This window comes from Cytobacillus sp. GQ23 (assembly GCF_059758675.1).
On sequence record NZ_JCAXER010000019.1, the window covers coordinates 1 to 15,554 of the forward strand.

General features: G+C 38.9%; 16 protein-coding genes. 2 read left to right on the forward strand and 14 right to left on the reverse strand.

The genetic code is table 11. The features are described from left to right. Positions 1-245: 245 nt before the first annotated feature. Positions 246-1,049 (forward strand): IclR family transcriptional regulator, encoded by an 804-nt coding sequence (locus tag AC6CHU_RS16355; protein ID WP_498122339.1) that lies wholly within the window; start codon positions 246-248, stop codon positions 1,047-1,049. Positions 1,050-2,768: 1,719 nt separating this feature from the next. On the opposite strand, the gene AC6CHU_RS16360 is transcribed toward AC6CHU_RS16355, so the two are convergent. From AC6CHU_RS16360 to AC6CHU_RS16400, 9 genes are all read right to left on the reverse strand, one after another. Continuing rightward, positions 2,769-3,629, reverse strand: a complete 861-nt coding sequence (locus AC6CHU_RS16360; protein ID WP_335689909.1) for a DUF421 domain-containing protein — start codon at positions 3,627-3,629, stop codon at positions 2,769-2,771. Between the two features lie 31 nt (positions 3,630-3,660). Next, positions 3,661-3,867 (reverse strand): DUF1657 domain-containing protein, encoded by a 207-nt coding sequence (locus AC6CHU_RS16365; protein WP_061791255.1) that lies wholly within the window; start codon positions 3,865-3,867, stop codon positions 3,661-3,663. Positions 3,868-3,879: 12 nt separating this feature from the next. Next, entirely contained in the window at positions 3,880-4,230 is a 351-nt protein-coding gene (gene spoVAE / locus AC6CHU_RS16370; RefSeq protein WP_019382211.1) for a stage V sporulation protein AE, read from the reverse strand. Then, a complete protein-coding gene (gene spoVAD / locus AC6CHU_RS16375) occupies positions 4,227-5,246 on the reverse strand; it encodes a stage V sporulation protein AD (RefSeq protein WP_159864454.1) in 1,020 nt (339 codons plus the stop codon). The genes spoVAE and spoVAD overlap by 4 nt, the downstream gene beginning before the upstream one ends. Beyond that, positions 5,246-5,725, reverse strand: coding sequence for a stage V sporulation protein AC (gene spoVAC / locus AC6CHU_RS16380; RefSeq protein WP_019382213.1), 480 nt, complete (start codon positions 5,723-5,725; stop codon positions 5,246-5,248). Before spoVAC ends, spoVAD begins: the two co-directional genes overlap by 1 nt. 16 nt (positions 5,726-5,741) lie before the next feature. After that, on the reverse strand, positions 5,742-6,209 hold the full coding sequence (locus AC6CHU_RS16385) for a YhcN/YlaJ family sporulation lipoprotein (RefSeq protein WP_061791253.1): 468 nt from the start codon (positions 6,207-6,209) through the stop codon (positions 5,742-5,744). Positions 6,210-6,290: 81 nt separating this feature from the next. Next, positions 6,291-6,494, reverse strand: a complete 204-nt coding sequence (locus tag AC6CHU_RS16390) for a DUF1657 domain-containing protein (protein WP_061791252.1) — start codon at positions 6,492-6,494, stop codon at positions 6,291-6,293. A 350-nt stretch (positions 6,495-6,844) separates the two neighbouring features. Continuing rightward, positions 6,845-7,528: a DUF421 domain-containing protein gene (locus AC6CHU_RS16395; RefSeq protein WP_498122342.1), complete on the reverse strand. Its 684-nt coding sequence runs from the start codon at positions 7,526-7,528 to the stop codon at positions 6,845-6,847. A gap of 314 nt (positions 7,529-7,842) precedes the next feature. Next, complete coding sequence (locus AC6CHU_RS16400) at positions 7,843-9,351, reverse strand: phospholipase D-like domain-containing protein (RefSeq protein WP_159864460.1); 1,509 nt, start codon at positions 9,349-9,351, stop codon at positions 7,843-7,845. A gap of 521 nt (positions 9,352-9,872) precedes the next feature. On the opposite strand from AC6CHU_RS16400, the gene AC6CHU_RS16405 reads away from it, so the two are divergent. Next, positions 9,873-10,337 (forward strand): hypothetical protein, encoded by a 465-nt coding sequence (locus AC6CHU_RS16405; protein WP_159864463.1) that lies wholly within the window; start codon positions 9,873-9,875, stop codon positions 10,335-10,337. Positions 10,338-10,347: 10 nt separating this feature from the next. Here AC6CHU_RS16405 and AC6CHU_RS16410 read toward each other — a convergent pair whose 3' ends face one another. The 5 genes from AC6CHU_RS16410 to AC6CHU_RS16430 form a co-directional block, all read right to left on the reverse strand. Further along, entirely contained in the window at positions 10,348-11,469 is a 1,122-nt protein-coding gene (locus AC6CHU_RS16410; RefSeq protein ID WP_159864466.1) for a hypothetical protein, read from the reverse strand. Positions 11,470-11,486: 17 nt separating this feature from the next. Then, complete coding sequence (locus AC6CHU_RS16415; RefSeq protein ID WP_159864469.1) at positions 11,487-12,509, reverse strand: Nif3-like dinuclear metal center hexameric protein; 1,023 nt, start codon at positions 12,507-12,509, stop codon at positions 11,487-11,489. Positions 12,510-12,641: 132 nt separating this feature from the next. After that, on the reverse strand, positions 12,642-13,004 hold the full coding sequence (locus AC6CHU_RS16420) for a Na-translocating system protein MpsC family protein (RefSeq protein ID WP_159864472.1): 363 nt from the start codon (positions 13,002-13,004) through the stop codon (positions 12,642-12,644). A 171-nt stretch (positions 13,005-13,175) separates the two neighbouring features. Beyond that, a complete protein-coding gene (locus AC6CHU_RS16425) occupies positions 13,176-14,351 on the reverse strand; it encodes a metal-dependent hydrolase family protein (RefSeq protein WP_498122345.1) in 1,176 nt (391 codons plus the stop codon). Positions 14,352-14,420: 69 nt separating this feature from the next. Then, positions 14,421-15,551 carry a M24 family metallopeptidase gene (locus tag AC6CHU_RS16430; RefSeq protein WP_498122347.1) on the reverse strand — a complete coding sequence of 377 codons (1,131 nt, stop codon included), beginning with the start codon at positions 15,549-15,551 and terminating at the stop codon, positions 14,421-14,423. Positions 15,552-15,554: the final 3 nt, after the last annotated feature.

The window sequence follows — 15,554 nt, forward strand, 5'->3', positions numbered from 1 at the left end:
ACTCATCCCCTTTTATTAAAATACAAATTAAGTGCAGTAAAAGTGTTTACTTACGGGGTGTCTTTGTGCTACCTGTTAGCAGTCTGAAAGGTTTTTGATATAATAATAATTATTTCCATATTGAGAAATATTAGAATTTTCACTTGAATTATTTTAAATTTTAACTTAAGATTTGTACTTGAAGGAATAGATAACGACGTTCACTAAATATTAATAAATTTGATGCTCAAAGAGGAGGTAATTTTGTGACAGATAATAAGCGGGTATCCTATGGTAATGTTTCTCATGCATTAAATATCTTATTATTTTTTAGAGAACATGAAGAATGTAGTTTGGGTGAGCTGGCAGAAATACTTGATCTTAGAAAAAGTTATTTGTTGAAATTGTTAGATAATTTGAAAGAGAAAGAATTTATTACTCTAGATACCAATACAGGCAAGTACAGGCTAGGGTTATCCTGTTTAGAGTTAGGCAATGCATATGAAGAAAGACTAGATATACGAAAAGTTTCCCATCAAGATCTAGTTCAATTATCGTCAGCAACTAATGAACTGGTTCACCTTGGAGTAATGGACTCTAATATAGTTGTCTTGTTAGAGCGAATTATGAATCAAGAATCAGGATTGCGTTTACAATTCCATCTGTCTTTAACATCGCCTCCTTATACGACAGGACTTGGAAAAGTTTTGTTGGCTTATAGTAATCAAGAAATGGTTGAAAATTATCTATCTACTGCAAACTTGAAACCATATTCTCCTCACACTACTGTTGAACCTAACATTATTCGTGCGGAATTAGAGCAGATAAGGCATAAAGGTTATTATTTATCATTTGAAACATTTGAAAGTGGTGTATCTTGTGTTGCCGCTCCTGTTTTTTCACGTCAGGGTAAAATTGCAGCGGCCATCAGTATTTGTGCACCAACGGTACGGATTATGTCCAATGAGAAAGAGTATGTTAAGCATTTACTTGATACAACTTCCAAGGTATCTTGTAAACTAGGATATAACTCTCAAATTGAAATAAAAGAATCATCACCACATTTGTGATTTTACCCCGAAAAATTAGAACACTCACAGATCCCTAGCAATAATGTTAGCGCCGATGAAAGTGTTTACCGTACCACTAGATTTGCAAGCGTTTGAAGTTGTTAACAATTATTTTCTTCTAGTCATGTCCATAACTTGGGGACAAGAAAAATTCGTGAAGTATCTGTAGTTGGTAGATGGTGCCGTTACCACATTCCCTTTTTAACCTGTTGGTTTATCGTTGGTATGGAAGCAGTAGATTTGTTAAACCACACTAGAGAGAAATTTCAGATTGAATAAAGGGCTTAGCAAATAAAAATACTGGATAGGTTAGGGTGTTTTTACAGTACGATAAACCTGATTTTCTGAATTCATTCCGTTAGCAGGACTTTTTCTTATACCCCGCCACCTTCCATTGTTTTTACTCTTGGAGCCGGGGGCTCTTTTCCGTCTGTATGGGAAACATCAAACACATTCAAATACCGAAAGCTATAGAGAACCTTTGTTCTTTTCTCTCTTTAGTACTTTTTTCATCTTTCTTTTTTCTTCCCTATTACAGGAGCAAGTACTTTAATCGCTTTAGCTCATTTTTGGACATATCTGCCGTATCCTTTCCAATCATGGAACCCTTTTTGAGGATATTGCATATAGATAAGAATCGTATTATTAAAGTTGTAGCTGTGGAATAGGAAAGAAAACACAGCTACTCCTGAATTTCCTTGTCTATTTGTTCTTTGATTTCTTCCAATGCTTTGTTTTTGGCCCTATTTTTCTTTTTCTCCCTAGTTTTTTGCGCTGTGAGCGATCCTCTCCCTTAAAAAGGGGTTTTTTTACATTTTACTGTGGAGAACGAACAAGGTAGGCATAATGATGTTTTAAAGCGCTGTTAAAAAAGTTTTCTGCCCCTTGACTGGCTGGTATACTTGTACGATTCGCAGGCACAAAAGGGTAGAAAAACCAAAATAAAAAGCAGCCGTTCGGCTGCTTTCATTTGTTTTCAGTCTTTCGATCTTCAGGATCGTTTACTCGTGAAGAATTCAATATTACAACAAGGTTCTGCTTTTTGTGTAACTGGCAGTCCCATCATTCGATTCGCTTAAAAGAGGAACGTTTCTTAATTATGTGTTTCTGATATTATGTCACAAAGTAAAGCGATACCTTTTACTATCGTATCTGATCCCAAACACGTTGTATATTTAAGGGACTATATACCGTGTTCCCATTTATCTCCCTATGTATGATAGGGTTTAAAAAACATTGATCCAAATCCAAATCTTTCACAGCTTTTTTTCTCACTATATGATTCACTCCAAGTAAACTTTCTAAGCTTTCTCCGGAATTTTTCATATTCATTCTCCTTAAAAATTGTTCTTTTGAAACGATAAGTGGCCAAAAAGGCTGGGCAATTCTTATTTTATAGGAAAATCTCATTTCATAGAAACAATTTCCATATTCAAAGGATAGTTAATGATATGCGGTCAATCCAATGCAGCATATGATCACATCCCTACCAGGTAATTTGCCACGTGCCTACCCCATCAGATAAATTATTTTAATACAGACAAATGATATGCTCCTAGCCTTACAAATTTTATTTTGTACTTATATGTATCCCTTCATTCTTTCGATAATCCGTGTAGAATAACTGGTTTTGATGACAAAGTTTTTAACATTGATAATTTAACAACGCTGATGGGCTTGCGGAAAACCATCACGTCCTGCTTTACTGATAATGCATCATCATCCTTTCAAAATAGGCATCACTTTATCAATTGCTTTTTGCAGTTTTTCACTATTTTCACTATACATCTGCTTAGCTTCTTTTACTTCGGTTCCAAGAGCAAACAGCTCTAAGTCTGCTTGGCATTTTTTCAGGGTCGAAAGAATTAGGGCTCTATCCTGAGGTGATGGGACTTGTAATTGATCGTCAAACAGGTCTACTGTTAACTCTCCATAGGAGTTAACTTGTCCCAGAAACACATTTTCGACCGTTACACCAAGCTTATCTAATTCAGTGTATAACCAGGCCCGGCTTCGTCCGATCGTGGCAAGCGGTTCATCCATTATAACACCATCCATAATGACAGTCTGAGGCTCTTTGATTGGAGCAATCGCCAAGTTTAGATCCTTTGGTGTTAATGGCTGATTTTCTTTCTTTAGCATGACGGACAAATCTCCAGTCGGCTCTAATACGGCGAATTCTACATCCGCCACTTGATAAACATCCTTCCTGCGAAGCAGCTCCAGTAACTCATCTGTCGTGTATCTTTCCTTTTTCATGTTATCTTCCATGATTTTTCCGTCTTTTATAAAGATAGTTCCTGTACCTTCTACAAAATCACGAAACTTTTTACTTTTTAAGGAAATTACACCAGAGATAAAGGGTATCGCTGCAAAGATAATAACTCCGATGATCCCGTGAAAAATGCTCCGTTCAAGCCCCATAGCAACCTCAGCACCTATACTCCCAATAGAAATACCAGTGACATATTCAAAGAAAGATAACTCTGATATTTGTTTCTTTCCTAACCATTTCGTAATAAAGAATAAAATTACAACAAATAAAATTGACCTTACGGCAATATCTAACCATGCAGGCACTGATTAACACCCCCAGCAAAAATAATATCTCTTAAAAACCTTTATACTGAAATTCTTCCCGTTCCATTTCACCTATTCGCTTTTTTAAATCCGTTACTACCTCATGGACACTCATCATGGTTTCATGGAGTGTACGCTTTGATTCAAAGTCTTGAGTCCTAAGTGCTAAGCTGGATAAATCGGCTTCTGCACCTTTAAGGCTGGCAAGAGTCTGCTTTACATTTGATGCAATCGTCATTTAACATCCTCCTTATCCTTTTGGCTTAAAAATAAGGGCTCCCAGCATTCCAAAAATAATGGCAGCTGAAATACCTGAACTGGTTACTTCAAACATTCCCGTGAGTACACCAACTATCCCGTGTTTTTCTGCTTCCTGCATAGCCCCATGCACAAGGGAATTGCCAAAGCTTGTAATAGGTACAGTAGCGCCTGCACCAGCAAAATCAATCAAGGGTTCATATAATCCAAATCCATCTAAAATAGCCCCTGCTACGACAAGAGAACTTAAGGTATGTCCGGGTGTCAATTTAAACACATCAAACATAATCTGCCCAATGACACAAATCAAACCGCCTACGGTAAAAGCCCAAAAATAGGTCATATGGATGATTGCCCCCCATATTCAATGGATACTGCATGGGCGATACAAGGGATCGATTCGCTTTGCTGAAAAGAAAGTGGAGATAATAAGGCACCTGTGGCCACGACTAACATTCTTTTAAATTCTCCTTTCTTCATGCGATTTAATAAATGCCCATAAACGACGGTTGCTGAACAACCTGGACCACTTGCACCTGCCAGGACTGGCTGACCCTCCCGATAAATCATAAGACCGCAATCCTGGTATTGCTCTTCACTGATGGAAATTCCATGCTTTTTAAATAAATCAAGGGAAACTTCACGCCCTATTTGGCCAAGATCCCCGGTGACGATTAAATCATAATAAGATGGATCAATGTTTCTTTCCGTTAAATGCGCCTCAATGGTATCTACCGCAGCAGGAGCCATGGCCCCTCCCATATTAAATGGATCTGTTAAGCCCATATCAATTACACGGCCAATTGTTGCAGATGTAACACTTGGTCCTTCACCAGAATCACTTAAAAGGGCCGCGCCAGCACCTGTGACTGTCCATTGGGCAGTAGGAGGCTTTTGTCCGCCATATTCAGTTGGATAACGAAATTGCTTTTCAACTGCTGTATCATGACTGGAGGCTCCAGTCAGTATATATTTAGCTCCATTGGTATTAACGATATAAGCAGCTAATGCAAGCCCCTCCATTGAAGTAGAACAGGCACCAAACAAACCAAAATACGGTGCTCCAATTGTCCGGCTAGCGAAACTGGTTGGCGTTATTTGATTAATTAAATCACCGGCAAAGATAAATTGTACTTGATCCTTTTGGATTCCGCCTTTTTCCATCGCTTTCTGACAAGCTTCTTCAAAAAGGACTTTATGTGCTTTTTCATAGGAATCTTGTCCAAGCCATAAATCAGCATGAAGAGTATCAAAGTCATCCGGTATAGCTCCATTGGCTTCAAAGGGTCCCCCAATAGTTCCAGTCGAAATAATGACGGGCTTTTGTTCGAATATCCACGTGCGATGGCCTGCAAGCATTATAAACCACCCCATCTGATTAAAATTGTCTTAATTAAGGCAATGACAAAGGCAGAAAAAACACCGAATAAAATAACCGAACCCGCCAATTTAAATATATTACCGCCTACGCCCAAGACAAATCCTTCGGTTCGATGTTCCATGGCAGGTGATATGACTGCATTGCCAAAACCAGTTACGGGTACCGCTGTCCCAGCTCCCCCAAATTGGGCAATTCGGTCATATACACCAAAACCAGTAAAAAGCATTGTAATAAAAATTAACGTTCCAACCGTCGGGTTGCCGGCCGTTTGCTCTGTAAAATCAAAATAATAAATGTAAAAATCCTGAATAAACTGGCCAATAAGACAGATGAGACCGCCTATTAGAAAGGCTTTTATACAATTTTTCACAACCGGCCTTTTGATTTCGCGCTGTTTTTGCAGTTCCTGGTATTCCTGCTGGACTGGTGAAAGCTGTTTCTTTTGATTATTTGACATGGCTTCATCCCCCACTTTACGTCTGTTCCTTAATAAGACTTTTAAGTTTTTTCAAATCCTTTTTTAAGTTTTTCTTATTCGTTTTGTTTTTTTGCAGTCTTTCTTCAATTTTTTGGAGTTCCCATAACATTTTTTTATCGGACGAAACGACAACCATGTGATTCGGATACATTTTTTCCAAGTCGGATGTTACGGTCTTCTCGATACTTTTTAAGCGAAAACGGTCGAAATTTTCTACCTTTATCGCCGCTAGAAGCTCCTTATCTGTATTCACAGCCCTAACATCCGTAATTTCGTCCTTAGTTATAATCTTTTCTTTAGCGTGGTTAGCGATAGATTGATCGATTGGCTTCCCTGTATGCACTTGCGAAACACTAGACTTTTTATTGTTATTATCCAATTGATTTTCATTACATCCAGAGCTTAGTCCGATAATGATTAGCAATAATATAAGAATTTTAAAATTAGCTATGTTGACTTTCATGAAAATCACCTCATTTTATCCATTCAAAATCGGGAAAAAGGTTGGCCGATATCCAACCAACCTTTTGTATCGTGTTAATGATTATTGTTTGTATTGAGGTTCTTCTTGTTCGATTTGCTGAACACGCGGTGAAATACTGTCCACTAAGGCTTGAGTTTGTTTAGCGGCATCTTGATACAGCTGCTTCGCTTGTTCATTATCTGTACTAAGAGCAAATGTTTCAAAGCTCGCCTGAGCACTTTTTAGTCCTGCCAGAGCTGTTTTAACGTCATTGATGACTGTCATGAATGGCACCTCCTTTGTTTTTTTAGGACCTTTTTAGAATGCTTTAAAAAACGATTTTTATGCTTAAAATTTTCCGGATAAAACCTACTTTGGCTAACCAAGCGAGAATTTATGTCAATTCTTTATTAGGGGTACTTTCCTACGCAAAATCGATACGTTTTGTAAGAGATCCACTTTTCACCCTTATGCATTCTTGATGAGATACTATGTCATAGCGATTTTTGTAAACCAATGCCATTCATTCTTCCTATTACTCTTGAAAGGGAGAGAATATAAATTCTCTCCCTTGTCTTGGTCTTAGCTGGCCATTTCTTTTTTCAATTTAAGTCCCTGCTTTATCCTAATAAAATTTATTTAGGACTTATATGTATGCCTTCACTCTCTCGCCAATCTGCGTATAGGATACGCTTTACACTATCATATCCATTGGCAGTTAATTGGTTATCTAACCACTGTTGATTAAACCCGAGTTCATGTAAATTATCCAATAGAATTTCCCCATCTATAATTAACGATGTTGGGAGGTCTGCTGGACTTTCCGGGAGATTGAAATCTTGTTTTTCTGGTTTTTGATACTTGGATTTTAATAATAAACTTATTTGTCCATTAGCTTCCAATATACCGTATTTGACTTCGCGAATTGAAAAGACATGATTTTGACGAAGTATACTCAATACTTGATTTACATCTAATTTGTTCTTTTTAAGTAATTTTCTGTTCATAACACCATCTCGAATGATGATGTTAGGATTGCCTAATAAGAGAGAACGTGCCGATTTATTTTTTAGAGTCATAAACTCTATTCCCAGCATAAGAAACGTCCACAATCCGATGGCATATAAAAAATGAAAGACCCCTACCTTATCTTGATAAATGGTATTTCCTAATAAATCCCCAAGTACTAACACAAAAACTAAGTGAAACGGGGTTAACTGATTGATGGATGTTCTGCCTGTTATGATAATGATAAAAAATAAAGTTGCAAAACCAACGATGACTTTAATCGTCAGTAAACCAATTTGAACTTCTTCCAATGTTTTTCCTCCAGTTTATATTTTACTTAGCTGTATCTTGAGGTTTCGATAAAGAGGCTAGAGAACTGGCTGCCGATACCGCTGAATATCATACGGAAAGGTCCGAGGATCTAAAGGCAGGTATGCAGTTCTAATAAACGTATTTCCTTATGATATACATTTGTCATTTATATTTATTTAAAAAGCAATTCAAACTCTTTGAACTACCTGTTTTGTATTACCGTTTTTAGTAAATGAACCATCGAAACCCGTGTTCAGAGTTCTTAAACATGGGTTTTCGATTTTTCAAAGAACAAAAAACAGGATACATCAACTTATAATAATGGAGAAAGCAGGCGGGCACCCTGTTCAACAAACCGCTTGGTCAGGGATCGCTGCATTAAGTCTTCAATTCTTAATGGTATAGAATCAGTAAGATCATTCTCGAACTGCTCTGTAAGTTCCCTTGCCACATCAGCACTGTACACGACTTGACACACTTCATAATTCAGGCGAAAGCTTCTCATATCATAGTTTGCTGCGCCTATTTCTGCAATTTCCCCATCAATGATCATCAGTTTTGCATGTAACATTCCTTTATCGTACTGGCAGATTTGGACCCCAGCTTCTATAAGCTCCCCGTAATAGGTTTGACTTGCAAAACCCACGATTTTTTTATCAATATGTCGAGGAACAAGTAATCTTACGCGTACACCACGAGCCACAGCTGTCTTTAATGCCATAATAATATCTGTTTCTGGTATAAAGTAAGGCGTTGATATATCAATGGTTTTGCTCGCTTGTGTTATCAATATAAAGTATGCTTGACGAATAACTGGTGTAGAAATTCCAGGGTTTCCATCCAGTGTATGGATATATGCTTTATGTAATTCTCCTGTCTTTGATTGGGTATTGTCTGTTCTGCCTTCTATAGACAATAATTCAGATCCTAATTCGGCAGACCATCTTGAAAGATCTGGCGGATAGATTTCCTTTGATTTATATTTTTGGATTTCAGTGGTCTTTTTCGTTGCCTCAGATTCTGCTTTTGACTTTATCCGTTCGGGTACAGCGATATTCCAATGAACGTCAAAGATAGTCTGCAAGTCTCCAGTTGCTTCCCCTTCAATTCGCAAATGAGTGTCCCTCCAGAATCCAACGTCCGGCCTTAATCCTGTATATTCATACCCAATGTTCATACCGCCAGTAAAGGATTCCTTACTATCAATAGTGACAATCTTACAATGATCCCGATAATTCCAATTGGACAAAATCCAGGGAAATTTTAAAGGAAATATTGTCCGGCATTCTACCCCGGCTTCTTCCATCTGAAGAATTTTTTGACGTGGAAATCTTTTGCTCCCCCAAGCATCTCTAATAAAACGGACCCGCACTCCATTCACTACTTTTTCTATCAGCAGTTCTGTGATAAGATTACCAATTTGATCGTTCCGATAGATGAAATATTCCAGATCAATGGTTTTTTTGGCTTTTTGCAGGGATTCGATAAGCTGTTCATATTTTGCTATTCCATTGTTTAGTACTTGGACTTTGCCGGTTCGAAGCCCGCCTACAGAAAAATTACTTAAAGCATCTGCGATTATCGATGCAGAATCACTATATCTCTCAGGCAACTTATCAGACTTATTATGAGAAAAGATCAATCTTTTACGACGAATAAGATTGGGATTTGAAATGCTAAGATACAATAAGAAACCAATGATAGGCAAAACAAGAGCGATTACTATCCAATTCAAAGCTTTGGAAGGCCGGCGAACTTCCCAAATGGCTATGTATAAGATAAATACTGTATTCAACAAGTATAGAAAATAAATCCACTCCAACTAAAACTCCTCCTTAGTTTTTCCATTAACATGTACAAACCATGCAGCAAGTATACGTTTGGAATATGGAGGAATTGGTTAGGCAGACTTTTACACATAGTGGTGAGACATCCTATTAAAAATTTTTGTATTTTTTTGTCACAGGAAAATTAATTGTTAGAGATCATTACTTCCATCTAACTAAAATCTTAGATTACTCAGCTGCTGCCAACTCTTTACTGTAATCATAAAAGATCCCCCCATTGGAAAAATACTTATCTTAGAATTTCTTATCTGCATCCAAGAGTTTGTTTATATACTTTATTGCATGCTGGAGAAAGCTAATTTTTTATTGTTCTATTAGAGATGGGTACTTTTTATTAGTTGGTAAGCAAACATCTAACAGGCCGGTTCTCAAAAAAGAGGGTTAGAGAGAAATAGCTATCATAATCAGTAAGTTTTATGTTGGTGGAGGCATAGCAGATATTTTTTCCTCCTCGAGCATAAACATCAGTATAGAGCAACAGGAAAGAGGGATAGCCATGTCCTTTATCGGATTTGAACTGATAGCCAAAAGAGCATGGACGATTTTGCCTGGCCACACTTTTTCGATGTCGATTTTATGGAACAAAAAAAAGATCCCTTCCTCCATCGGAAGAGATCTCTATCATGAACCTGGACTGATCCTCCCTGATAAAAGAATTGCAGCTACCGGGAGGATCCATCATCTGTCTGATCATACAATAAATCACTATGAACCCTTACAAACAGCACCTTGTAAGCTTATTTGCCGTCCTGATTTTCCCCTGGACGATCTTAAGATTGAACTTCTTGCGCCGATGAAAGGGATTATGGAACCCTTTCATCAAACGGCCGTTCTTTTCCTATGGAGCGAGGAAAACAATCTTTTAAGAAAAACAGAGCTCCACCTGGATCCCCAATCATTTGAAAGAATCCCTCCAGATCAATATTTAATCGACCTCTCTTATTTGCTGGGTAAAATTTAATCTTGCTGCATTACACCAATATCGGCGTTAAGAAATAAACAATTAGAAAGGCTGTCAATATACGCATGACGATCCCCAGTACAGCCGCTCCCATTGCCTCCTTTTCACTAAGGTCAGAATTAGCGGCCCATATAACCGGAACCTGACCAAAGATAGTAGACAAAGGCAAACCGGATGAAGCTAATACAAATGATCCAATGACCAATCTCGGATCCAAAGAACCAGCCACTTCAGATAACTGAGCCATAGCCAGCGCCGGGCTAGCCAATATGGAGAGAATTCCGGTCTCAGGATGAATATTTAGAGTTAACAAAACGGCTGATAAGCCAGATTCGAATTTTGACCAAACACCAATATAGTCCAGAACACCTATAGCAGCGAACACGACAGCTGCTGCCGGAATAATCAAAAGGAATAAAAGCTCTGCTCCCTCCCTGGCTGCATTAAACAGAGTGGGTAAAAAGCCAGTCTTTGGCGTAAATTGAGGCAGTTTTGCAATTTGGACAGCTTTCGTATTCCTATAAATGGTTTTAGATAGCAGGAACGGGACAATAATGACAGGCATGAAAACAGCCAGCACAACTACGACAAAGGCATTGGCTCCTACTGCCGTTAAAGCAACCATGCCTAACATAAATGTAGCAAAGGACTGCTGAGATTGAACCATGGTGGCTACCGCTATCTTCTGCTCTGCTTTTGTTGCTCCCGAACGGATTAAAATTGGTCCGGCAATTTTTCCGGCAGCATTAATATCACCAAGAATATTATATATACTTGGAATGATAACAGCCGAATTCACTTTCATCAGCTTTGTAACAGGAATGAATATCCGAATTAGTGCATCTGTAAATCCCAGTCTCTCCAGTACCCGGCCTATAATGACACTGACAATAATGGAAACCCCTACCGTGCCGGTTAAGAATATCTCTACGATGACCGGGAAAACCTGGTCGACAATGGAAGTAAATAACCCGGCTAATGTACCTGGAGTGATTAACAAAACCAGCAGTGAGATAATGACTAAACCCAGACCTACCACTTCGATTTTTGTCCATTTTCGAGTTAAAGGAATCGGGACACTTTTCTCTTCTATTTCAAGATTTTTTTGTACTAAGGATTTAACTTCGCTCATCTACCTGCACTCCTTTTTTATACTGTATGGACAGCCGTTTTTTTCAATAGATAACCCGCAGCCATTTCTTCCGCATATTTCTTTAGATGAGGAGATCCCATTTCATTTAGGGATATGCTTGTCACACGTTCCCGAAAAACCACGACTTCAACATCAGGCAGCAGTCTGTCTAAGGCATAAGCTAAAGGTAAACCATTTTCAAGTATTTCTAACACATGGCAATTTCCGATCATAAAATTTACTCCTAACTCTTTAGCTGTTTCAATAAGTGGATGTCCATCATAAACCCGGCTAATGGAAGCGAGAACAGTGTCAGCCTCCGGGTGTTCCTGAATGGCTTGACGCAAATGTTCAGGGGAAAATCCTGTATGCGGGAAAATGTGTATAATATTGTTCACGGGACTTGTTTCTTCCCCATGAACAATTCTCCCGCGTGTCACTATACTTGTTTCTGACAGAGATGAACTATTTCGTATTTCCTTTTCCGTATGTAACAATTCCTCTTCATCTCTCAGACCCATAAAATTATCCAGCCTTGTTAAGATATCTCCCAGCTTATTCACCTCAGGGATTACTTTCCCTGCATAAAAAATATTTCCGTGTACTCCTCCATAAGAAACCTCTGTCCGGTATACCTGATGGCCGTGCAAAAAAGGAATGCCAGGATGCAGCCCATGGAAAGCTTCATGCAATTCAAATGCAGCGACATTATACAAATCCAGATAGTTTTTCAAGATTACTCCACCCGAATTAGCTGCTTCAGCTATCGGATGATGAGCAACAATGGCATCGACACCAGTAGCGCCGGCAAGTTCGATACATCCTTCTGTCATGGTCATAGCAACTGCTACTTTTTTCACTTCATTTTTCATATCGCCATAAACGAGACCAGGCGTTTCAATGATCTCTTTTCCGGGAATGTTGGAAGATTTCATGATGACAAAAGGATGCTCACCTCTCGTAATGTCATTTAGAGATTTAATCACTCTTCCTCCTGTCAGCTCATCCAGCGCAATCAATACATCTTCTACTGTTTTCATAATGTTGCTGCCTCCTCTATTTTTTTATAAAAAAAACCGTCAGCACGAAACAAACAGACACTAGTCTGAAAGCTTGTACTGACGGTTTTTATGCACTCGTAAGAGTTCAATGGACCAGTCACCAGTATTTAGTTACCTGGAAATATAGGCATTTGTTTCCCGATCCAGGGTAATGATCGTTCCTGAGAGTTCTGTAACGGGATCATAATCCTTTAATATGGAAAGTACCTTCATTCCATATTTTTCTTCCAGGACATTCCTTAAATGTTCCTTATAACTATCTATGATGGCAATGTCAGTCATTCGGGTTACAAAGCGATTAATCTCGTCCAAATGTTTAAGAGATGGAATTCTCTTATGATAGGCGAAAATTAATATCTTATCCCCCAAAAACTCGACTCTTTGACTTTTGACACCAATGTTAAACAAAAGAAGATTGATATTGTTATAGTCCTTGATAAGCTCCTGTTTAAATGGGCCAGCCGTCCAACTCATTCACTCACACCATCTTTTTGAAATTTCAGAATCATTCGATAAATAGAATTTATCATAGTTAATTCTATCTGTAAAGTGTTTATATTGAAATTATTTTACTAGTAATATCAACCTTCAGACACTAGTGCCTGAAGACAGTTTATTTCTCCCTGCTAATCAAGGTTTTTATTGTTACGCTTCATAAGCAGCTTCTCCCCTGATTACAACCATCTTTATACTTTCTAAATTACTCAGGCACTCCAGAGGATTTCCTTTAAGCAAAATCAGATTTGCGCTGTATCCCTCTTTAATTTGCCCAACGTCTCGTCCTAGAATTTTTCCGGCATTAACTGTGGCTGTTTTTAGCACCTTTTTCGCATCTGAAACAATCTCATTCATGGTGTACAATTCATCCAGCAGCGCCCGGTGAGGAGTGCATGGTGAACCCGCATCTGAACCGGCCCCAATTAAAATATTCCGGTTAAAATAGGTTTCAAATGCATTCCGGTGAACGCTGACGATTTCCTCTGCTTTATCTCGTGCATAAGATGGAATTCCTTCCTGTGTTGCAATTTGCTTATAGACGAACAAGGTTGGAATCCAGGCAGTATTCCGTGCTTCCATTAAGGCAGCCAGTTCATCATCCATGTAATGACCATGCTCAATTGTATCCACACCAGCAAGAATTGAATTAAGTATGCCATCACGTCCAATCGCATGGGACGCCACTTTGAGTCCAAAACGATGTGCCTCTTTACAGATGACTTCCTGCTCTTCCAGACTTAGCTCCGCATTGCCGACCTGTTCTCCTTCTATTCTTCCATAGACCCCGCCAGTTGCACTTACTTTAATGACTTCAGCACCCTTAAAAATTTGTTCGCGTACACCCTTTAAAGCCTCATCCTTCCCATCGACAAACCTTGCCCAGAACGGATCATGCCCGCCTGTCATGGTTAAGGTTTTTCCGCTCGCAATCACATCTGGACCTGAAATCAGCCCCCTCTTGATCCCTTTTGCTACATGCAGAGCAATGTCATCAATGGAGCCAATATCCCTGACAGTCGTTATACCGTGCTTGAGATATGTTTGACAATTGGCAACAGCCCTTATAAGCATCTGCTCATAGCCTTCTGTTTCAGAGGTTTGAACTGGATTTAATGAGCCGTCCCACATCATGTGAATATGTAAATCTATTAAGCCTGGAGCTAGAAACCCTTCTTTTCCATCAATGACCTTTACGCCGGCTGGCAGTTTAGATTCACGAATAATTTCCTTGATCAAACCATCTTTTATCCAAAGTGCTAACCCCTTTTTACAATCCAATTCTTCCCCACACAATAGCTGCACATTCGATATCACAAACTCCATCACATGTTCCTCCTATCATTTTAAAAGGAAGAAGTGTGACACTTCTCCCTTTCAAGTTTGATATATATGTTAATAAAGCAGGGACTCCATATCACGCGGATATTCTGTGATTAATCGGCATCCATCAGATGTGATAAGAACAGTATCAGAGTGTCTGAAACCGCCAACTTCCGGTATATAAATCCCCGGTTCAATCGAGAATGCCATTCCTTCTTCAACCACATCATGATGGTCATAACGCAAAAAGGGCTGCTCATGTGCTGATACACCTATTCCATGTCCGGTACGGTGAATCGCATATTTTTCAAGTCCCGCCCTTTCAAACACTTCACGGGCAACTCCATCTACCTCTGAATATTTCACACCTGGCTTAATAAAATCAATCGCACGCTGCTGTGCTTCTATAGCAGCTTGAAATGCCTTTTCCTGTTCTGATGTTGGCTTCCCGACAATGACGGTTCTCTCTAATTCAGCACGATATCCATTTAGGCCAACCTGCCTGCTGTGAATAATGACATCTCCTGCTTCAATTTTTCTTGTGTTGGAAAAGACATGCGGCATAATGCTTCGTTTTAACCCGGAAGGCGACATCACTACAATATCAATAACCGAATCCGGATACTGTGCAGCAGTTGCTTTAAACAGTGCTGCATTTCCCGCTGCATCAATTTCCATTTCTGTTATACCCGCTCGAATTTGCGCTAATGACTTGCTTACTGCCAGGTTCACTAACTGTCCAGCCTGCTCCAGCATGTGAATTTCTTCTTCATCTTTAATAAATCGCATTTGATAAATGAATTGTCCGACATCAACTACCTGATAGCCTGATTCCTGAAGATAAACGAGAACCTCACCTGGAATGAAGGCTAGATCTACACCAATTTTTGAGGAGTCAGGACTTTGTTTTAGCAATGCACGTATATGCTCCATATGCGATGTCTCAGCCCTGCCAGCACAAGGATGTTCATAATAGACTAGGACATTATCTGCCTGTGAATGTTCCAGTGCATGTGTTTCTTCAAGACCAGGAACAATCATAGCTGTCTTGTCCCTTAAATGAAAGATAATGGGACGTGAATAAATTAAAGCCTTAAAATTCGTTAAATAAAATTGATGGTCAGGATTAAATACCAATACGGAAGATATTGCCTGTTCTTTCATATACTCTTTTAATCGATTGATTCGTTTCGTTGAATCCACGTT